The following is an 18,665-nucleotide window of genomic DNA, read 5'->3' as shown; positions in this document are numbered from 1 at the left end:
CTATATATAGGTTACCTCTAAAAAGCATCCCTATTCACATTTCAACTTGTTTGACAGCTGATCTTTTTCTCTCCCATTTCTCTTCTAAGCGGTCTAACGCTTCTTTATCCTGTAACAGCTTTTCTTTGTTTTCTCTAACTAATTCTTCAAATGATAATTTTCTGACTCTTCTCATGATAAAACACTCCTTTAGCTTTTTACCATTATGGCTAATAAGGAGTGTTTTTATACATTCATTATGTTTGGCTATCTACTTTGGGACTAGTGTAAATCTGTCCTGATTCATCAACAGTCATCAAAAAGATTTCTTTCGGATTGGCAAATCCATGTTTGTGGACTTGTTCTCTCAGCCAATCTAGTGTACCAAATTTTTCTACATTTGCATCTATAATTCGTCCATCTTCAATTAATACAGAAGAATATCCCTTCGACGGAACACTCATATTCATGTCGTTCAATGTTACACTGTCGTAATTCGATTTTTTTATCACACTAATGGACCCATTCATTTCTAGAATCGCATAATCGACCTCATTTAAGTCACTTGCATTGTTTAAACGTAGATCCATTAAAAAGGCTTCAAGTGTAATCTTCGCTTTTCTTAATTCTTTATGAAGAATCTTCCCATTTTTCATCAGAATAATCGGTTCATCTTCAATGACTCTCCGAAAGCGAGGAGCCTTTAGCGCAAACAACGATAAGGATAAGTGTAATCCTGCTGTCATTGCTGCCGCTCCAACCGGACCCGCAAGCGGAAGTTCTCCATCTGTTAAAGGCTCGCCCAGAATGTCCCCAATAACGACACCAAAAATAAAATCAAGTGCATCAATTGAACTCATGGAACGTTGCCCTAACACTTTTACAATAAGAAAAATATAAAAGTACACGATTGTTGCTCGAATCATATATCCATAAACCGGTAATCCTTCTGCCCCTTGCCAAAAATCAAACAATCTAAATTCCTCCGTTCTTCCTCTCTACCTTAAGAAAAGTAAAGATCTGTCTCAAAGACAAGGTGTAGATCGATGATTCTATCCTAACACTACAAAAATGGATAGGTTCAGTCTTTGAGACAGCCCTACTATTTTGAGATTAGTGAGATTCCCATTAGGAATGTTGATTGCGGTTCATCTTTGCCGCTTCTTGTTCGGCATATGTCTCATATCCTGATTCAGGATGATTTTCTTTTCCGTATTTCTTAGCGTTATTATTTCTTTGTGCGTTCGCATTGCCTTTTTTCTGACGTCCCATGTTCTTCAACCTCACTTTCCTTTTTATCAGTTTTAGGATGCACAACTTCCTAATCTATATTAGTTAAAATTGAAAAACTGTACGGTACATGAAATTAGAGAAAAGACAAAAAAAACCTTCTCTTACCAAGAAAGTAAGAGAAGGTTTTATACATTTAGTTATTAGTTAGCAAGCTTGTTACGAAGTACCATTTGTAAGATACCACCATGACGATAGTAATCCATTTCCACTTCACTATCAAAGCGAACAAGTACGTCAAACTCTGTTTGCTTGCCATCTTGAGCTGTAGCAACGACTTTAACCATTTCACGTGGTTTAACATCGTTTGTAATTTGTACTGAGAATGACTCTTCACCTGTTAATCCAAGAGATTCAGCGCTATCGCCATCTTTGAATTGAAGTGGAAGAACACCCATAAGAACAAGGTTACTACGGTGAATACGCTCGTAGCTCTCAGCGATAACTGTTTTAATACCAAGTAAGTTCGTACCTTTGGCAGCCCAGTCACGAGAACTTCCCATACCGTAATCTTTACCAGCTAAAATTGCCAAGCCAGTACCTTCTTCTTTGTATTGCATTGCAGCATCATAGATAGACGTTACTTCGCCAGTTGGCCAGTAAGTTGTATAACCACCTTCTGTACCAGGAGCGATTTGGTTACGAATACGGATGTTTGCAAACGTACCTCTCATCATCACTTCGTGGTTACCACGACGTGAACCATATGAGTTGAAGTCTTTTGGCTCAACACCTTTAGAAATTAAATACTTTCCTGCAGGCGTATCTTTACCAATTGCACCAGCTGGTGAAATGTGGTCCGTTGTTACCGTATCGCCAAATTTACCGATGACACGCAAGTCAGATAATGGCTTAATGTCTTCTGGATCTGGAGACAGATTTTCGAAGAATGTCGGATTAGCAATATATGTTGACTCAGCATCCCACTTATAAAGAGCATCATCCGTTGTTTCAATTTCATTCCAACGAGGGTTACTGCTAAATACATTCTCGTACTCACGACGGAACAATTCAGGTGTAACCGTTTCAGAAACTACTTTAGAAATTTCATCTGCAGTAGGCCAAATATCTGCAAAGAAAACATCCTTACCGTCTTTATCTTGACCTATTGGATCATTTTGAAGATCAATATCCACTGTTCCCGCAAGAGAATATGCAACAACAAGAGGTGGAGAAGCAAGGTAGTTTGCTTTCACTAATGGGTGAATACGCCCTTCAAAGTTACGGTTACCTGATAAGACTGAAGTTACAGTTAAGTCACTGTTAGAAATAGCTTCTTCAATCTCGTCCTCTAGTGGACCCGAGTTACCGATACAAGTAGTACAGCCGTAACCAACTAGGTTATAACCAAGTTTTTCTAAATATGGAAGAAGACCTGAGTCCGTCAAGTAACCAGTAACGACTTTCGAACCAGGAGCTAACGAAGTTTTAACGAATTCAGGAACTTCAAGACCTAACTCCACAGCTTTCTTGGCAACAAGACCTGCTCCAACTAAAACGTATGGATTTGAAGTATTTGTACAGCTTGTAATCGCAGCAATAGCGATTGAACCTGTTTCCATTACCGTTTCGCGACCATCTTTAAACTTAACTGGTACTTTTTTATCAAATTCTGCTTCCGTTTGGCCTAAACCTTGAGTTCCTTGTGGTGCAACAACTGCATCACGGAACGATTTTTGCATGTCTGAAAGACGAATTAAGTCTTGTGGACGTTTAGGACCAGATAGGTTTGCTTCAATTTCACTTAGATCGACTTCAACTGTATCCGTATAAGTTGGATCAGGAGTTTCACCAGCTACATAGAACAATCCATTTGCTCTGCAATAAGCTTCTACAAGCTTAATTTGTTCTTCAGAACGACCAGTTAATCTCATGTAGTTAAGTGCCTCAACATCAACTGGGAAGAAACCACAAGTTGCACCATATTCAGGTGCCATGTTTGAGATTGTCGCACGGTCAGCTAGTGGCATTTCTGCAAGTCCAGGACCGAAGAACTCAACAAATTTTCCAACTACTTTCTTTTCACGCAATACTTGCGTTACTTTTAATGCAACGTCTGTAGCTGTCGTTCCACTTGGAAGGGAACCAGTTAATTTAACACCAATTACATCTGGCACAGGGAAATAAGATGGTTGTCCAAGCATTCCAGCTTCGGCTTCGATACCACCTACACCCCAACCAAGTACACCAATACCGTTAATCATTGTTGTATGAGAGTCAGTCCCAACAAGAGTATCAGGGAAAGCTAATGTTTCGCCGTCTTGTTCAACAGCATGGACGACATTAGCAATATGCTCTAGATTTACTTGGTGAACGATCCCTGTTGCTGGTGGAACAGCACGATAATTATCAAACGCTTTCTTTGCCCAACTTAGGAATTGGTAGCGCTCTTCATTACGTTGGAATTCTAAATTCATATTGAAATCTAAAGAATCCGTTGTACCAGCTTTATCAACTTGTACTGAGTGATCAATAACAAGGTCTACAGGAATCTCAGGATTGATTTGTTGTGGGTCTCCACCAAGATCCGCCATTGCTTTACGTAATGAAGCAAGGTCTACTACAGCCGGTACACCTGTAAAATCTTGAAGAATAACACGAGATGGCTTAAATGGAACATCGATTTCTTTGAGCTCGCTTGTTCCCCACTTCGCTAAGTTTTCAACATGCTCTTCTTTAATAACATAACCATCATATTGGCGAAGAACTGATTCTAGTAAAACCTTTACTGAATATGGTAGTTTCGTTACATTGCCTAGACCAGCATCCTCTAGTGCTTTTAAAGAGTAATAATTAATTGTCTTTCCATCCAAAGAAAAGGATGTTTTTGCATTGAATACATCTTTTTTCGTTGACATATGTATACCCTCCCTTTACAAGACTATCATACCGCAAACTGTCAAAATTGTCTAAATCAGACCGACTAGACCGTCTATTTTAAGACAAATAGAAAGCGCTTTAATCGATTCGACAAAACAGCCCCTCTTTAGAATATCAAAACTTGTGTGAAGAATAAATGTTTTTTTTAATTCTTTTGAAAGTAAATTTAAAAAAGTATAAAAACTCTAATCATTCGCTTATAAACTTGAACAGCATTCACTGAATAAATGAAGAAATAATCACAAAACCTACATCAATGGGAGGTGTTATGATGGCTAAGCAACAACCAGACGAAAAAGACAAGCGAGTCCTTTCCTATAACGCTGCACACCAAGAGGAAACTGCGAATGAACCTTTAACGGAAATGGAACGCCAACACAACAAAAAAACAAAGAAGCGTCAATAAATGCAAAAAGGGTGTTCCGTTGCGGAGACACCCTTTTGAATAGTATTAACGATTTTTATTTCTTTTTCTCTTTGCTCGGTAATCTGCCTCATGAGCATTTATGTTCCCCACTGCCTTTCGAGCTTTCTCAACCGCTTTACGACCAGCTTCAACGGCTTGTTGCTTACTGGAGTGTAGCATGTTATTCCCCCTTGAACAAAGCTCTTTTCTAGAGTGCGATAAACGAACAGCAATATTCGTATACATCGTCCATTTCCAGAGATACTACACTCGAGGAGGGATGATTAACATGACAGAACATAATACGTATAAGGACCAACGTAGAAACCAGCCTAAAAACGCACAATCTGGCCAACCTGAACCATTGAGCGGTTCGAAAAAGGTAAAAAAACGTAACCAAGTGAGCCAAACAAACGGAGAAGGCTAAAAGGAAATTTCCATCAAAAAGGGGATTAATCTAGGCTTTGAAAAGGCTGGTATTACCTTTTTAGCAAAGATTTATTCTCCTTTTTGATTTTGCCTTTCTTTTCTTGCGTCCCTTCTCTTTTTTCGTTGTTCAAATCGTTCTATCGCTCCTTCATAATGCCATTGTTCCTCTTCTGATTCTGGAATAATGGGTGGCACCGTTGTCGGCTTTCCGTTTTCGTCTAAGGCAACAAACGTAAGATACGATGTTCCTGTTAGGCGCTTTTCTCCTGTTAATAAATCTTCCGCTTCAACCTTCACATACACTTCCATTGATGTTTTTCTAGTATAGGTAATAAACCCTTCAAGACAAATGGCTTCCCCCGTTTTTATAGGTGAAATAAAGTCCAAACTATCGCTAGAAGCTGTAACGACCATTGCACGAGAATGCCTCATGGCAACAATGCTTGCCACTTTATCAACATAGGCCATTACATTTCCCCCAAAGATCGTTCCATGGTAGTTCGTATCTGGTGGCAATACCAGATCGGTCATAATTGTTTTTGATTGTGATGTTTTTTTTGCTTCCATTGTTTCAATCTCTCCAGTTTGTTCAAATTCTGACGTTTATTCAAATTCTTTTAACCGTTTATGCAAATCTTCAAATTCATGTGTTTCAATTGTACGAAAGTCAAAAGCAATTTGATCATTGATAATGCGAGAAACGACTGCAGGTTCTCCTGACCTTAATTTATTATGCAAGGACTGTGCTGTATGATTCTCACATGATAATAACAGCAAGAGGGTATCAAGTTCTACATCAGGCATTGTCCCACCTCCAACTTGGGAAACATCAGATTTTACATTTGTTCTCCAATGCGATGATAACTTACGTGTAAATTCCTCAATCCTTGAAGCAACCTCATCCTTCTTCAATAGAATTGCTCGTAACGTAGGCAGCTCTTCACGAACAGAGTCTTCATTCACATATGCTTTTAATGTCGCTTCTAGCGCAGCAAGCGTCATCTTATCAACTCGTAACACTCGTGCAAGTTGATGCTTTTTCAATCGATCAATCCACTCTTTCTTTCCTGCAATCACCCCTGCTTGTGGACCACCTAACAACTTATCTCCACTAAAAGTAACGATATCTGCTCCTTTCTTTAGAGCTTCTGAGACAGTAGGCTCATTTCCTATTCCGTCTTTTTTTAAGTCATAAATCGCTCCACTCCCTAAGTCTTCATAAAGGATGACATTATGTGTTTGAGCAAGCGGACGTAACTCTGCAACAGAAACTTCTTTTGTAAAACCTATCACTTTGAAGTTACTTGTATGAACTTTCATCATCATTACGGTTTCTTCTGAAATCGCGTCTTCATAATCATATAGATGGGTTTTATTCGTTGTGCCTACCTCAACTAAAGTTGCGCCACTTTCTTCCATGATCGAAGAAACTCGAAATGATCCTCCTATTTCAACTAATTCTCCTCTTGAGACAATCACTTCTTTTCCTTTTGCTAGTGCTTTCAAAACAAGATAAACAGCTGCCGCATTGTTGTTAACTACCATTGCCGCTTCTGCTCCCGTTATTTCTTTGACGAGTTCTTCTATAAGATCATGTCTTGAACCGCGTTTTCCTTGTTTTAAATTATATTCCAAATTTGAATAAGAAAAAGCTGTTTCCACAACTTGTTTTACCGCTTGATCGCTTAACCTGGCTCGTCCTAAATTGGTATGTAGAACTGTACCAGTCCCATTAATAACCCGTCGTAACTGATACGTTGAATGGTGACTAAGGCGCTCTGATAATTTTGAAAAGACGATATCTGATAATGGATTCACATCGTCTTCTGTTTGGAAGTTTCCAGCAAGTATGTCGTTTCTCAAATCAGAAACCGCCTCTTGTAACCACTCTGTTAACTTTCCTTTTGATACGTCATTTGTTTCAAGTAATGTTAGAAACGATTGGTCTTGTTGCAATTCATGAATTGCTGGTATTTTTCGTAATAATTGATGCACTTTTTTGTGAACCACCCTTCTTCAAAAAAAGGGTGACTCATTGTCACCCTTTCATTTATACATTCATGTTTTCCATTTTTTCAATAATTAGTTTAGGATCAGGAAATTCTCCTGTTTCTTTTTTAGAATAAATCAACTGACCGTTTACAGTTACTTCAAAAACACCACCACTACTCGTTTGTAATGTAACCTCTTTTACTTTCCCACGAAAATGATCAAGAATCTCGTCCGTGAAACTCACGGCTTTTGGTGCGTAGTTTCACATCATGCAAAATTCTACAGATACTTTAAATTCCATTGCAAATCAAACTCCTTTACTTTGGTTTCAACTATATTGTAGGATAATATGGTGAATGATGCAAAAAAAATGATCACACTACGCACACTATAACGTGCTTGATTGTATATGTAGGAGGTGTCCCATATGGACAAAAGAGAACAAATTCGACTTACATCTTTCTCTACAAAAGCTGGTTGAGGATGCAAAATTGGTCCTGAAGACCTGGCGCAAGTTTTGCGTCATTTACCAAAACAAACGCATGACCCTAATTTACTCGTTGGTTTAGATACATCAGACGATGCCGGGGCATACCGCCTGACAGATGACTTAGCTATGATACAAACGGTTGACTACTTTACCCCTGTTGTTGATGACGCCTATATGTTTGGTCAAATTGCTGCAGCGAACGCTTTAAGTGACGTATATGCAATGGGTGGCAAGCCAACCACTGTTATGAACATAGTCGGGTTCCCTATTAGCAAATTGCCGCCTGAGACTCTTGCCGATATCTTGCGCGGAGCCGCAGACAAAACGAAAGAAGCAGGAGCCATTATCGTTGGCGGTCATTCAATCGACGACCAAGAACCTAAATTTGGACTATCTGTTACGGGATTAGCACACCCTGATCGCATCTTTAAAAATGTTGGAGCGAAACCTGGTGATTCCCTCGTTCTAACAAAACCGATTGGAGTTGGAATTCTCACGACTGGAATCAAACGCGAGGCCGTAACAGCCGAACAAGAAAAAGCGGTCACAGAGACGATGGCCCAACTAAATAAAGAAGCAGCTGAACTGCTTGAAGGATTGCATCCAAACGCTGTTACTGACGTTACTGGATTTGGACTATTAGGTCACAGCTACGAAATGGCAAATGGCAGTGATGTTACATTCGAGCTTAGTTTCGAACAAATTCCAATGCTAGAAGGAACGAAGGAACTTGCTGAAAAAGGGATTATTCCTGGTGGTTCAAAAGCAAACGAACGCTGGCTTCAAGGCTGTGTAGAATACGACACCATAACCGATGTAGAAAAAAGTATTTTATGCGATGCCATTACTTCCGGAGGATTGCTCATAAGTTTGTCTCCTGAAGAAGCGAAAAAGTATGTTGAATCTATGCATTCAGCTGGTGCTTCTGCTGCCATTATCGGGAATGTAACCGAGAAAAAAGAAAAGCCTATTATTGTAAAAAGATAAAGACTCTAGAAAAATTGAACGGATTTAATTTTGGAAGAAAGAATTACAAATAGCAATAAAAATAGCGTACCATTTCGCAAAGATTTGGTACGTTATTTTCATTTGTATATCAATGGTTTTTACATTTTATGTTACAGACAGCTACGTTTTTAAGTGAAAGTTCCTGAGTTTTTGTACCCTCCTTTTTCGTATGCTATATGGCTCGTGAAAGTCAATACCAAGTTGAATCGATAGAGGTTTGTCCTTCATCACCTCGATGAAAGACAAATCCAAATTGAATCGCTAAAGATTTGTCCTTCATCACCTCGATGAAAGACAAATTCAAATTGACTGGCTAAAGATTTGTCCTTCATAAGCTCGATGAAAGACAAATCCAAATTGAATCGCTAGAGGTTTGTCCTTCATCACCTCGATGAGAGACAAATCCAAATTGAATCGCTAAAGATCTGTCCTTCATAAGCTCGATGAAAGACAAATCCAAATTGAATCGCAATAGGTTTGTCCTTCATCACCTCGATGAAAGACAAATCCAAATTGAATCACTATAGGTTTGTCCTTCATCACCTCGATGAAAGACAAATCCAAGTTGAATCACTATAGATTTGTCCTTCATAATGTAGCTATCAACGAACTCATGCGATACCCATATTGGCACGAGAGGCGCTGAAAAGAAATCTTTTCAGCGCCTCTCATTTTTCCTACTACTCTTTTTCAACGGTTTTCATTAAAGCTTTGTATCCCGTACGTGTTAAATTATGGTCTTCATCAATATAATGGTTCTTTTTTAACGACTGAATCGTATGTTCACTTAATCTCTTTACAATCGCATACACTTCATCATTTAAAGCAGCAATAGACGAATGTTGGATTTTTTCTGACTCTAAGGAAGCCGCTATTTCTTTAATAGGATCCTCTTTCATGAAGTATTTTTTCGTACCTAAAAGAGCTTGTTGCCACTTCCCTTTAACAATCATTAGATCCTGCATCATATTCGATCTCTCGGATTCTTTTTCCTTAATCTTATCGCGATATGTTTGTTTTTCTAAATCATCTAGATCCGCTTTTGAAAAAAGTTCTTCTAACAATTGAGTACGGTCTAAATCAATTTTTTCTAGAGCTTCTTCTTTCTCCATTACTGCCTTCTCAAATATTTGAGTTTCATCGTTATCGGAATTATCTACAACTTGCTCTGCTTTTACTTCCGTTTCAGGAACGATAGGCAAACGACTTATTTTTCTATTCATAGTAAAAGCCAAACTAACCAAAAATAAAATGACAAAAAGTCTAAATAATACCTCATGTTGAATAACAATATAAATGGCTAGTGCCGATAGCAAAATAACGAGTAGTTTCATTCCCTTGCTTTTTGACCAAGTGGAAAGTACGCCATCAGTTACTTTATTTTTCCATGATTTTTGGGTATATCGCATATGTTTCTTCCCCTCTATACTTTTTCAAGACCCACACAATTATGTGATCAAACGATATTTTATCACAAAGCATCTATGCTAATGGATCTATTTTTATTCGGAAAAGAAAAGGCTATCATCGCCCAATACCATGACTATAGAACTAGAAGAACCCCCTTTGTAAGGAGGTTCTTCAAATATTATTGATAAATATCAGCAAACATACGTTCATCAACCTCTTCTGGTTGCCCATCAAATATTAGTTGACCATCCCGAAGAGCGATGATTCTTGTTGCAAATTCTTTTGCTAAATTAACATCATGAATATTGATAATCGATAGCAATTCTCGTTCCTCGTGAATTCTTTTTAAAATCTCAAAAATTCTTCTTGAAGTAGACGGATCTAAGCTTGCGACCGGTTCGTCTCCTAACAACATTTTTGGATCTTGTAACAAGGCTCTTGCAATCCCTACTCGTTGCTTCTGACCTCCACTAAGAGCTTCTACTCGTTTATCGATATGTTTTTCTAACTCTACCTCTTGCAAAGCTTTTAAAGCCCGTTCTTTTTCTTCTTCAGAAAACAAGCCTAAAATGTTTTTGTATGGTGAACGCCTTCCAAACGAGCCAGTAAGGGTGTTTTGAAAAACGGTCATGCGTGGAATCAAATTAAAATGTTGAAAAATCATGACGATATCTGATCGAACGTTTCTCATTTTTGCTTCTGAAAGGGTTGTTATGTCCACATCATTCCACAAAATTTGGCCCGATGTAGGTTGTTGTAATCGGTTAATGGAACGAATGAATGTGGATTTGCCTGCTCCGCTTTTCCCGAGTACACAAACAAACTCACCTTTATTGATCGTTACATTGATCCGATCTAATGCATTTTCGTTCGCTTTAGGATATCGTACAACTAAGTCTGAAATAGTAAGCATCTTTCCCTCCTATACACCGCCTTTGCTTTTCTCGATTCAGATAACTCTCGCCCTAATACGCCCACCAATAAAGTCGACCGCAATCACCATGATCATAATCAGAACAATATCTAGGGCAACTGCCGTGTAATAAAAACTTTGGAAGTGATTAAAGAGCTGCTGACCAATTCCGCCACCACCAATAAACCCAAGGATAAGTGACGTTCTGATAGCGACTTCAAAACGATAAAAATACTGAGATAACACATTAGGCCAGATTTGAGGCAAAATCGAAAATAGATGTCCTACCCATTTTGTTGCTCCAACAGAACGCATCGCTTCTTGTGGTCCATGATCGGCTGCTTCAATCAGTTCCGAAATTAATTTTCCTAATACCCCAATATTGTGCAAAATAATGGCTAATACAGCTGCAAAAGGTCCAAGTCCAAAAGCAGACACAAAGATGAGTCCAAAGACAATCTCTGGAATGGAGCGCAACGCACTTAACCCTCCGCGAACGGAACTGTACATCGCTAATGATCCACTTGTATTTTTCGCAGCCAGAAAACTAAGTGGCAAGGCCACTAATAAAGCAAGAAACGTTCCTAAAAAGGCTACGGCCAATGTTACGAGACTGTGATACGCCATTCTCGGAAAAAGGGACCACTCAATTGGGAAAAAACGAGTGGTCACCATATGATAAATATTTCCGATTTGGGTAAGCTTTCTCCATTCAAATCCCGTCATATCCATGCTCCACCATAGAGCGGCTATGATCAGTAACACATAAATGATGTATCGCCTACGAAACCAAACCATTTACGTAACTCCTATTCTAATGAAAGCATATCGAATTCACGAGCTGCTTCTAAAACATCAGCATATTGACTATCATCCGCTTCAACGAAACGCGTAGCACCGCCGAAAATGCGTAAAATTTCTTCATCTGCAATTTCATAAAAAGCTTCTTGAACTTCGGCAATTAACTCATCATTCATCTCAGCTGGGACAACCCATGGATATTGATAAAGTTCCTCTGATTGCCATAATACTTTTATCTCTTCACGTAATGTTCCGCCGTTTTGATCATCTTCTTTCATCAGTGCTTCTAAGATCGCGCTATCCACTGCTCCAGCATCAACGGCTTGATCACGGACAAGGTTCGTTACAATATCATGTGATCCAGCAAATTGAATTTGATTAAACTCATGTTCGTCTTCACTTTCGTAAAAACCAAGCTGGCGCAAATGCAGACCCGGAATTAAATGACCTGAAGTGGAAGAAATGCTAGCAAAAGCAAAGTCAACTTCTGAACGATCCTCTAACAAATCATCAAGACTATCCCATTCACGGTCTTGATGCGTAATTATGTAAGAATAGTAATACGGACTTCCATCCACTTCCTGTGTAATGATCGCTTGAGCGCCACTTTGCTCGTGAGCAATTAAATACGTTAATGGACCTAGAAACGCTAAATCAATGTGATTGTAATTAATTGCTTCAACGACTGCGTTGTAATTAGGATACTGTTCTACCACCACTTCTCTTCCAAGACGCTCTGTTAAATGAGCTTCTAAATTATCCAAACCGGTTTGCATCTCTCCCATAGACTGGGATGGAATAACCGCAATTTCAAACACCTCATCATGGTCAGTTGCTGGTGCCTCTTCTTCCCCTACTTCATCAATGGTCGGGGATTGAACGACCTCATCTGGCTCATCAGCTGTTCCACATGCTGTTAATGTTAGAGCTAATCCTACTGTCATGATCCATTTTTTCATTTTTTCTCCACCTTTTTTTCAATCTACTGAGGAATCTACCATTGTTATCTATAGCTTGTAAAGAGATATCCCTTACTCATAGGCTCTAAATAAACAATGTTCATATACTTCCATAAATTGGGCCATTTCCTTTTCGAGAGAATGATTCAGTTCAATATACGTTTTCGCCTTTTCAATAAGCTTGCTAATGCTCTTCTCGGACATGATCATCTCTTCTATTTTCGTTCGAAACTGCTCAGGCGAATCAAACAAAATACCTGTTTCTCCATCTTGAATTACACTGGCATTTCCAGAGTTTTCCCTTGCAACAACAGGCTTTCCTACTGCCATCGCCTCTAAAACGGCAGAAGACTGTCCTTCAGATATCGATGTATTTAAGACAACATCCGCTCGCTCATAAACGCTTCGCATTTGTTCAAGTGGAACTTCTTTCACATAATGAAACCATTCATGTTTTTTTTCGTACTGCACTACTTCGTGATAAACTTGTTCATCTAACACAGGACCAATAAGAATAAACGCTAAATCTGGCCATTTGTTACGCATTTCCTCACATTCATCTAAAACATAAAATACATCTTTTACCGGACGTAACCCAGCTGGCAGTAATAAAGTTGGGTTACCCCCTATACTTTTAACCGAAGAAGGAGCTTCTTCTCCAACAGGAAGATCTACGCTTTGAGGAATCACATAAATTCGATCTGCCAGATCAGGATATACATGTACAATTTTTTCTTTTCCATCTTCACTAAAAACCGTTATCGCACAAGACTGATCTGCTACCGACACCATTAACCGGACAGCATCCGGACTTTTTAAATCTTCATTCACATCTGTTCCTCCAGATGTTAAAATGTACGGTTTTTTCAACTGTAAATGGGAATGTTTTTTTATCCACTGTGTAAAACGTTTTAAATGAATGACATGATAAATATCCACTTCTTGAAACAATACGTCCCAATCTGCTGTCCATTCCTCTTCCTCATAGGCAAAAACATGAACTGTTGCATCCCACATTTGTAACCCTTTCACTAAACGTCTAGCCGTTGTTGAATTTCCACGGTTTTCTTTATAGTATGGAGTAAACAGAATAATTTTAGGACTTGTTACCGAGCCAATTTTCAACTTCTGTCACCCTCCATTTTCGCTCTTGCTCTTGTCGCATCGTCAAGCTAAGTTTGTCTAGTTTCTCTAAAAAAGGAACTAAGTATTTACGAGATAAACCTGTAGATTCTTTTGCCTGTTTTAACTCAAAAACATCCTCGGTCTCGTTACGTAATTTCTTAACGGCTGCTACAAAAGGATCACGGTGAATCGAGAGTTTATCATCTAAAGAAAACAAGATCTCTTGTTGATGAAAATAATGAATAACTTCTTCATAAAGAGTGTCTGGAATTTGTTGACTCTTTAAATGGTCGACTACTGCTGAAACTTGAAGGCCTTCCTTTTTCAAGTTATCCAACGCATGCTCCACTCGTTTTTTCCATTGCTCTGGTGGGTGAGGGATATGAGTAGAAAGCGAGATAAAAGGTCCTCGCACGATAGTCTCCTCTTCTAAAACCCGTTCAACAAGCCGCTTCGGATACGTATGAATATAGTGTTGAACCAATTCTGCTTTCTTAATCCCTTCACGAAACGGGAATTCAGTGTGGTATTGCTTTAAATCATTCACCATCGCCTCTTTTAGCGAATGAATTACCTTTTCACTTGTCAGTTCCCCACTTCCAAGTTGGACTAGCCCTTTTTCATCCTGGATCCACTGTTTTAGATCAGATTCGTCTATACTAGCTTCCTTGCTAGCTTCATTCAATGAAATTAATTTCTTTTCAGTCACTATTTGATAGAGCCGTTCCAATGGAGTAGCGTCCATCTTTTGCTCGAGTTTTCGAACGGTATCTTCACCAAACCGATATTTTTCTCCATGCGGATCAATGACAGTTCCTCCGCCAATTGTTTCCATCGGAGTCGGACGTCGCAAAATAAAGCGATCTCCTCTTCGTGTTACGATTGGTTCATCTAATCGAATTTGACAAACTAAATCATCATTGCCTTCTGCCAACTCATTTCTATCAAAAAACACAATTTTCCCATACACTTCTGCCGTGCCAATATGTAATTTGATGGCCCCTCTTTGTTTTAAAGGAAATTTCAACTCTGAAACCGTCGTAAGCCCTACATCAATCGTTTCAGTTGTTTCATAGTGCCCTGTCGCCACAAGGACATCTCCTCGTTTGATATCCTCTTTTGAAACACCACCTACATTAATCGCAACCCTTTGTCCTGCTCTACCACTTTTTTTACTTTGATGATGTACTTGTAATTGTCTAGCACGAACGGAAACTCGTTGTGGCAATAAATCTAGTATGTCGCCTTCATTGACAATCCCCTCATATACAGTACCTCTAACAACCGTTCCTTGACCATGGATCGTAAATACCTGGTCAATCGGCAATCGGAACGCACCTGTTGCGTCACGACTAGCTCTCCCTTCCAGTGCCATTTCAATCCCTTTTTTTAACTCTTCTATCCCGATCAGACTATGGCTATCGACAAAAAACAATAAACTTGATTCTAGAAATGTGCCTTCGATTGTTTCACGAATATCTAGTTCAACAATTTCTTTCATTTCTTCATCAATTCGATCTGTTTTCGTTACAACAATAAGGCCATTCTGAATTCCAAGTAAACGTAATATATCGATATGCTCTCGTGTTTGTGGCATAATCCCCTCGTCTGCCGCAACAACAAGCATGACTAAATCAATTCCTGCCACCCCTGCAATCATTTGCCGGATAAACCGTTCATGACCAGGAACATCGATAATAGAAACTTCCATATCCTCATGTAACTGTAATGGTGCATATCCTAATTCAATCGATATGCTTCTCTCTTTTTCTTCCTTTAGACGATCTGTATCAATATTTGTTAATGCTTTCGTTAACGTTGTTTTTCCATGATCAATATGACCTGCCATTCCAACTGTGTAATGATTCATATATGTAAATCCCTCTCTACCATCACCAAATTCTTTCGTCTAATCATACTATAACCATTCTACCGAAACAAAGGAAAGTGCATGCGAAAAATAGAAACAGCAAAAGCTACATGCAAACTAGTCAAAGGAGAATTCGATGGATAAAATCAAAATTCTAGAGAAGATTGAAAACATCAAAGCTCACCCGGATGATTACGAAATCTTTGTCCTCCCGCGCCCTCCAGAAGAATTTGGAGATGGAGTAAAGCTCTTTTTCAATGAAGCTGATCAAACGTTTACGGCTAAAGTGTTTGATCCCGACACAAAAGAGGTTTTCACGGAAAAAACATTACCTGATGTAGATAGTACGTACTTCTTTATTTCAACCGTTCTCGAACCAAAAGTAGAAAAACAAAATAAGCAACAAGATTATATCGACCTTGACTTAAATGAACCAGGTAAGTAAGGATCCACGTACCCCTTACTAGCGCTGCTGATTTCCTTTCCAACCCCAAAACCCGAACAACTTGTTCGGGTTTTGGGGTTCTTCTTTTATTCTTTAATTCCTTCTAACCATTCTTTGTAACAGTCTTGACAAAGTGTTTTGTCTACATGTTCATTTTGATGAATAAACAATCCATGGCTAAATACATCTTTCACATCATCATTACAATAAAAACATGGTTCTCCCATCTCTAATTTCCCTCCTGCTCCTGCGATTACAGTTAGCTTACGCAAACGAACGAAAAGTAAATCAGGAATGTTACGTTTGGCAGAAACATGCAATGAATCAACTTCAATTGGCTTATTCGCGTCATAGGTCAGGCAATAATCGACATACGTATTTAGCGTAGTTACCTTTTGTAACTACCAAAAGAAAGGAGTGTGTCGAAACCATGAACCAAGATGACTCTAGAAAAAAAGAACTTAAACTTCTACTTAGAAAGAAAAAAAAGCGTGAACAACGTGACTGGAAACTAACGATGAAACGCTTAAGACAATTTCAAACAGATTCACTAAATCACAGAAGCAGCAAAGAGTAAAAACGACATAAAAATTGGCAGACCACACATACTGGTCTGCCATAAACATATTCGCCTAAATAAACGTTGTACAACCTTCCATAATACCTTTATTCCAATTTATTTCAATCTTCAAATGCATATTTTTTCCCTTCCTAGTTGAAAATACATTGAGAAAAGGAGGGTATGAACTATGATTGAACGTTCAATAATCAAATTGGGAATTATTTTCGGCATGATCTCAACAATAACTCTGTTCAAGAAGCCTTCTGTTAAAATTTGGTTCCCCCTCTATTTAATAAATTGTATTGTTAATTATGTATTCGATAAATCTTTAGTGGAAACAAAGCAAGTTTCATACCCCGTAAGGTTTCAGCCAAAAATGTTTAAGATAAATGTTGTCTATGATTTCTTAGTTTGTCCTTTCTTGTCTATTTGGTATTGTCAATCTACATATCATTCTAAGTTCCCTGGATTAGTAGGAAAATTGTTACTTTTCGCTACACCTCAAGCGATTTATGAAATTGTCCTTGAACGAAAAACAGATGCACTCAAATTTAAAGGGAAATGGAGATGGCTCTACTCATTCTTCCTTGTATTTGTTGTGAAAGTCATTTCTAGAGGCATGCTTGAAGTAATTAAAAAGCACCCAGGAGCTAAGAGCATCTAACTTTACGTGCTGTTAGCTTCAATCTTGACCTCTCATCAAATACAGATGTATCCAATTTTTACTCACGATCGCATTTTTTCTCTATGCAAAAAGACCACTCATCATGGAGTAGCCTTCATCTTTAGAGTTCAAACCATAATAGTAAGACTCATTTTAAACATTATTCACCTAAATCAACGTTGTGGTACACTTGCTGAACATCTTCTAAATCCTCTAAAGCATCAATCAACTTTTCAAATTGTGCTTGTGCCTCTTCTGGCAATGTTACATCATTTTGAGCCAACATCGTTAGCTCCGCTACAGTAAAGTCAGTAATTCCTACTTGTTTCAAAGCTTCTTGAATTTCATGAAACTGATCCGGTTCTGCGTATACTATCACCGAATTTTCTTCGGCAACAATGTCGCGAACATCAATATCGGCTTCTAACAAAAGCTCTAGAACTTCTTCTTCTGTTTTGCCTTCAAGACCAAAAACAGCTGTTGCATCAAACATGAACGAAACAGAGCCACTTACTCCCATGTTTCCCCCATTCTTTTTAAAAGCCGATCGTACCTCTGCAGCTGTTCGATTCACATTGTTTGTCAATGCATCTACGATCACCATCGAACCATTTGGTCCAAACCCTTCGTACCTGAGTTCATCGTAATTCTCTTCCGAACCGCCTTTTGCTTTTTCAATAGCACGGTCAATGATCGCTTTTGGAACACTGTATGTCTTCGCTCTCTCAAGCACGACCTTTAACGCTCGATTTGATTCTGGATCCGGTTCTCCTTGTTTAGCAACTACATAAATTTCACGTCCGAATTTAGCATAAATCCGACTCGTATTTGCGTCTTTTGACGCTTTCTTTTCCTTAATATTGTTCCATTTACGCCCCATGTTCAAACACTCACTTTCAGCTTATATCTATATTCTCGCAATGTTTCTCATTCTAATCTCTTGAATGAAATCCATTCAGTATGTACCTACCTCATCATTATACTATATTTATGTCAATGGTTTCGACCTTTATCTTCGATTCCTCTCTAAGGTCATTTGAAGGACAAGTACACATTCAACCCAATTTATGGTAGTGTTGTTTTAGTAAATCGTAACAAATAAAAGGAGGAATTACTCATGCCAACCATCAAAGTCGAAGGAAAAGGTTCATTTCAAGTCGAAGAAGGAACCAAATTAGTTCTTGCTTTAGAAGACAATAACGTTGATATTTTACATCGTTGTGGTGGGAATGCAAGATGTACGACCTGTCGTGTCGAGATTATTAGTGGAGATGCAGGTGCCATCTCAGACGCTGAAGCAGCCATTTTAGATGCGAAAGGCTATAGAGAAGAAAACATCCGTCTTTCCTGTCAAATCCGTGTCCAATCGGATCTAACAGTTAAACCTGTTATGACAGCATCAGAATCAGGAATGGAGCCAGGGACACGTCCACAAGAATAAA

Annotated in this window: 22 protein-coding genes and 1 pseudogene; 7 read left to right on the top strand and 16 right to left on the bottom strand. The window is 38.7% G+C overall.

Annotated features, from left to right (window positions below):
- Positions 1 to 34 precede the first annotated feature (34 nt).
- The 4 genes from N0O92_RS10020 to acnA form a co-directional block, all read right to left on the bottom strand.
- A complete protein-coding gene (locus tag N0O92_RS10020; RefSeq protein ID WP_315614512.1) occupies positions 35 to 175 on the bottom strand; it encodes an FbpB family small basic protein in 141 nt (46 codons plus the stop codon).
- A 61-nt stretch (positions 176 to 236) separates the two neighbouring features.
- A complete protein-coding gene (locus N0O92_RS10015) occupies positions 237 to 953 on the bottom strand; it encodes a DUF421 domain-containing protein (protein WP_315614511.1) in 717 nt (238 codons plus the stop codon).
- A 154-nt stretch (positions 954 to 1,107) separates the two neighbouring features.
- Positions 1,108 to 1,251: a hypothetical protein gene (locus tag N0O92_RS10010; protein WP_315614510.1), complete on the bottom strand. Its 144-nt coding sequence runs from the start codon at positions 1,249 to 1,251 to the stop codon at positions 1,108 to 1,110.
- Positions 1,252 to 1,412: 161 nt separating this feature from the next.
- Positions 1,413 to 4,127 (bottom strand): aconitate hydratase AcnA, encoded by a 2,715-nt coding sequence (acnA, locus tag N0O92_RS10005; protein WP_315614509.1) that lies wholly within the window; start codon positions 4,125 to 4,127, stop codon positions 1,413 to 1,415.
- A gap of 293 nt (positions 4,128 to 4,420) precedes the next feature.
- Here acnA and sspO point away from each other — a divergent pair, with 293 nt between their 5' ends.
- Positions 4,421 to 4,555, top strand: a complete 135-nt coding sequence (gene sspO, locus N0O92_RS10000; protein ID WP_315614508.1) for a small acid-soluble spore protein O — start codon at positions 4,421 to 4,423, stop codon at positions 4,553 to 4,555.
- Positions 4,556 to 4,600: 45 nt separating this feature from the next.
- Here the strand turns inward: sspO and N0O92_RS09995 are convergent, their stop codons facing one another.
- On the bottom strand, positions 4,601 to 4,735 hold the full coding sequence (locus tag N0O92_RS09995; protein ID WP_315614507.1) for a hypothetical protein: 135 nt from the start codon (positions 4,733 to 4,735) through the stop codon (positions 4,601 to 4,603).
- A 109-nt stretch (positions 4,736 to 4,844) separates the two neighbouring features.
- On the opposite strand from N0O92_RS09995, the gene N0O92_RS09990 reads away from it, so the two are divergent.
- Entirely contained in the window at positions 4,845 to 4,982 is a 138-nt protein-coding gene (locus tag N0O92_RS09990) for a small acid-soluble spore protein P (protein ID WP_315614506.1), read from the top strand.
- Between the two features lie 71 nt (positions 4,983 to 5,053).
- Here the strand turns inward: N0O92_RS09990 and N0O92_RS09985 are convergent, their stop codons facing one another.
- The 3 genes and pseudogenes from N0O92_RS09985 to N0O92_RS09975 all read right to left on the bottom strand — a co-directional run.
- Positions 5,054 to 5,551: an acyl-CoA thioesterase gene (locus N0O92_RS09985; RefSeq protein ID WP_315614505.1), complete on the bottom strand. Its 498-nt coding sequence runs from the start codon at positions 5,549 to 5,551 to the stop codon at positions 5,054 to 5,056.
- 36 nt (positions 5,552 to 5,587) lie between these two features.
- Positions 5,588 to 6,979 carry an L-seryl-tRNA(Sec) selenium transferase gene (selA, locus tag N0O92_RS09980; RefSeq protein ID WP_315614504.1) on the bottom strand — a complete coding sequence of 464 codons (1,392 nt, stop codon included), beginning with the start codon at positions 6,977 to 6,979 and terminating at the stop codon, positions 5,588 to 5,590.
- Between the two features lie 55 nt (positions 6,980 to 7,034).
- Positions 7,035 to 7,226: pseudogene (locus N0O92_RS09975) on the bottom strand (Rdx family protein); the annotation flags it as partial.
- Between the two features lie 177 nt (positions 7,227 to 7,403).
- On the opposite strand from N0O92_RS09975, the gene selD reads away from it, so the two are divergent.
- A complete protein-coding gene (gene selD, locus N0O92_RS09970) occupies positions 7,404 to 8,453 on the top strand; it encodes a selenide, water dikinase SelD (protein WP_315614503.1) in 1,050 nt (349 codons plus the stop codon).
- 701 nt (positions 8,454 to 9,154) lie between these two features.
- Here the strand turns inward: selD and N0O92_RS09965 are convergent.
- The 6 genes from N0O92_RS09965 to selB all read right to left on the bottom strand — a co-directional run bounded on the left by N0O92_RS09965 (position 9,155) and on the right by selB (position 15,552).
- Entirely contained in the window at positions 9,155 to 9,883 is a 729-nt protein-coding gene (locus tag N0O92_RS09965; RefSeq protein WP_315614502.1) for a hypothetical protein, read from the bottom strand.
- Between the two features lie 179 nt (positions 9,884 to 10,062).
- Positions 10,063 to 10,797 carry a phosphonate ABC transporter ATP-binding protein gene (gene phnC / locus N0O92_RS09960; RefSeq protein WP_315614501.1) on the bottom strand — a complete coding sequence of 245 codons (735 nt, stop codon included), beginning with the start codon at positions 10,795 to 10,797 and terminating at the stop codon, positions 10,063 to 10,065.
- A gap of 36 nt (positions 10,798 to 10,833) precedes the next feature.
- Positions 10,834 to 11,595: a phosphonate ABC transporter, permease protein PhnE gene (gene phnE / locus N0O92_RS09955; RefSeq protein ID WP_315614500.1), complete on the bottom strand. Its 762-nt coding sequence runs from the start codon at positions 11,593 to 11,595 to the stop codon at positions 10,834 to 10,836.
- 11 nt (positions 11,596 to 11,606) lie between these two features.
- Positions 11,607 to 12,557: a phosphate/phosphite/phosphonate ABC transporter substrate-binding protein gene (gene phnD / locus N0O92_RS09950; protein ID WP_315614499.1), complete on the bottom strand. Its 951-nt coding sequence runs from the start codon at positions 12,555 to 12,557 to the stop codon at positions 11,607 to 11,609.
- Positions 12,558 to 12,629: 72 nt separating this feature from the next.
- Positions 12,630 to 13,682: a glycosyltransferase gene (locus N0O92_RS09945; protein ID WP_315614498.1), complete on the bottom strand. Its 1,053-nt coding sequence runs from the start codon at positions 13,680 to 13,682 to the stop codon at positions 12,630 to 12,632.
- On the bottom strand, positions 13,654 to 15,552 hold the full coding sequence (gene selB, locus N0O92_RS09940) for a selenocysteine-specific translation elongation factor (RefSeq protein WP_315614497.1): 1,899 nt from the start codon (positions 15,550 to 15,552) through the stop codon (positions 13,654 to 13,656). Before selB ends, N0O92_RS09945 begins: the two co-directional genes overlap by 29 nt.
- Before the next feature lie 136 nt (positions 15,553 to 15,688).
- On the opposite strand from selB, the gene N0O92_RS09935 reads away from it, so the two are divergent.
- On the top strand, positions 15,689 to 15,997 hold the full coding sequence (locus N0O92_RS09935) for a hypothetical protein (RefSeq protein WP_315614496.1): 309 nt from the start codon (positions 15,689 to 15,691) through the stop codon (positions 15,995 to 15,997).
- Positions 15,998 to 16,083: 86 nt separating this feature from the next.
- Here N0O92_RS09935 and N0O92_RS09930 read toward each other — a convergent pair whose 3' ends face one another.
- Positions 16,084 to 16,317, bottom strand: coding sequence for a hypothetical protein (locus N0O92_RS09930; protein WP_315614495.1), 234 nt, complete (start codon positions 16,315 to 16,317; stop codon positions 16,084 to 16,086).
- A gap of 110 nt (positions 16,318 to 16,427) precedes the next feature.
- Between N0O92_RS09930 and N0O92_RS09925 the strand changes: the two genes are divergently transcribed.
- Positions 16,428 to 16,574: a hypothetical protein gene (locus N0O92_RS09925; RefSeq protein ID WP_315614494.1), complete on the top strand. Its 147-nt coding sequence runs from the start codon at positions 16,428 to 16,430 to the stop codon at positions 16,572 to 16,574.
- 172 nt (positions 16,575 to 16,746) lie between these two features.
- Positions 16,747 to 17,223 (top strand): CBO0543 family protein, encoded by a 477-nt coding sequence (locus N0O92_RS09920; protein ID WP_315614493.1) that lies wholly within the window; start codon positions 16,747 to 16,749, stop codon positions 17,221 to 17,223.
- 160 nt (positions 17,224 to 17,383) lie between these two features.
- Here N0O92_RS09920 and N0O92_RS09915 read toward each other — a convergent pair whose 3' ends face one another.
- Positions 17,384 to 18,103 carry a YebC/PmpR family DNA-binding transcriptional regulator gene (locus N0O92_RS09915; protein ID WP_315614492.1) on the bottom strand — a complete coding sequence of 240 codons (720 nt, stop codon included), beginning with the start codon at positions 18,101 to 18,103 and terminating at the stop codon, positions 17,384 to 17,386.
- A gap of 237 nt (positions 18,104 to 18,340) precedes the next feature.
- On the opposite strand from N0O92_RS09915, the gene N0O92_RS09910 reads away from it, so the two are divergent.
- Positions 18,341 to 18,664, top strand: a complete 324-nt coding sequence (locus N0O92_RS09910) for a 2Fe-2S iron-sulfur cluster-binding protein (RefSeq protein WP_315614491.1) — start codon at positions 18,341 to 18,343, stop codon at positions 18,662 to 18,664.
- Position 18,665 lies beyond the last annotated feature (1 nt).

This window comes from Alkalihalobacillus sp. MEB130, assembly GCF_032335535.1.
Lineage (GTDB): Bacteria > Bacillota > Bacilli > Bacillales > Bacillaceae_D > Halalkalibacter.
This window is presented reverse-complemented; position numbering and strand designations above follow the sequence as displayed.

Coding starts and splice junctions, on each gene's coding strand:
- N0O92_RS10020 (WP_315614512.1), bottom strand. CDS start 175: ATGAGAAGAGTCAGAAAATTATCATTTGAAGAATTAGTTAGAGAAAAC.
- N0O92_RS10010 (WP_315614510.1), bottom strand. CDS start 1,251: ATGGGACGTCAGAAAAAAGGCAATGCGAACGCACAAAGAAATAATAAC.
- acnA (WP_315614509.1), bottom strand. CDS start 4,127: ATGTCAACGAAAAAAGATGTATTCAATGCAAAAACATCCTTTTCTTTG.
- sspO (WP_315614508.1), top strand. CDS start 4,421: ATGGCTAAGCAACAACCAGACGAAAAAGACAAGCGAGTCCTTTCCTAT.
- N0O92_RS09995 (WP_315614507.1), bottom strand. CDS start 4,735: ATGCTACACTCCAGTAAGCAACAAGCCGTTGAAGCTGGTCGTAAAGCG.
- N0O92_RS09990 (WP_315614506.1), top strand. CDS start 4,845: ATGACAGAACATAATACGTATAAGGACCAACGTAGAAACCAGCCTAAA.
- N0O92_RS09985 (WP_315614505.1), bottom strand. CDS start 5,551: ATGGAAGCAAAAAAAACATCACAATCAAAAACAATTATGACCGATCTG.
- N0O92_RS09965 (WP_315614502.1), bottom strand. CDS start 9,883: ATGCGATATACCCAAAAATCATGGAAAAATAAAGTAACTGATGGCGTA.
- phnC (WP_315614501.1), bottom strand. CDS start 10,797: ATGCTTACTATTTCAGACTTAGTTGTACGATATCCTAAAGCGAACGAA.
- phnE (WP_315614500.1), bottom strand. CDS start 11,595: ATGGTTTGGTTTCGTAGGCGATACATCATTTATGTGTTACTGATCATA.
- phnD (WP_315614499.1), bottom strand. CDS start 12,557: ATGAAAAAATGGATCATGACAGTAGGATTAGCTCTAACATTAACAGCA.
- selB (WP_315614497.1), bottom strand. CDS start 15,552: ATGAATCATTACACAGTTGGAATGGCAGGTCATATTGATCATGGAAAA.
- N0O92_RS09935 (WP_315614496.1), top strand. CDS start 15,689: ATGGATAAAATCAAAATTCTAGAGAAGATTGAAAACATCAAAGCTCAC.
- N0O92_RS09925 (WP_315614494.1), top strand. CDS start 16,428: ATGAACCAAGATGACTCTAGAAAAAAAGAACTTAAACTTCTACTTAGA.
- N0O92_RS09920 (WP_315614493.1), top strand. CDS start 16,747: ATGATTGAACGTTCAATAATCAAATTGGGAATTATTTTCGGCATGATC.
- N0O92_RS09915 (WP_315614492.1), bottom strand. CDS start 18,103: ATGGGGCGTAAATGGAACAATATTAAGGAAAAGAAAGCGTCAAAAGAC.
- N0O92_RS09910 (WP_315614491.1), top strand. CDS start 18,341: ATGCCAACCATCAAAGTCGAAGGAAAAGGTTCATTTCAAGTCGAAGAA.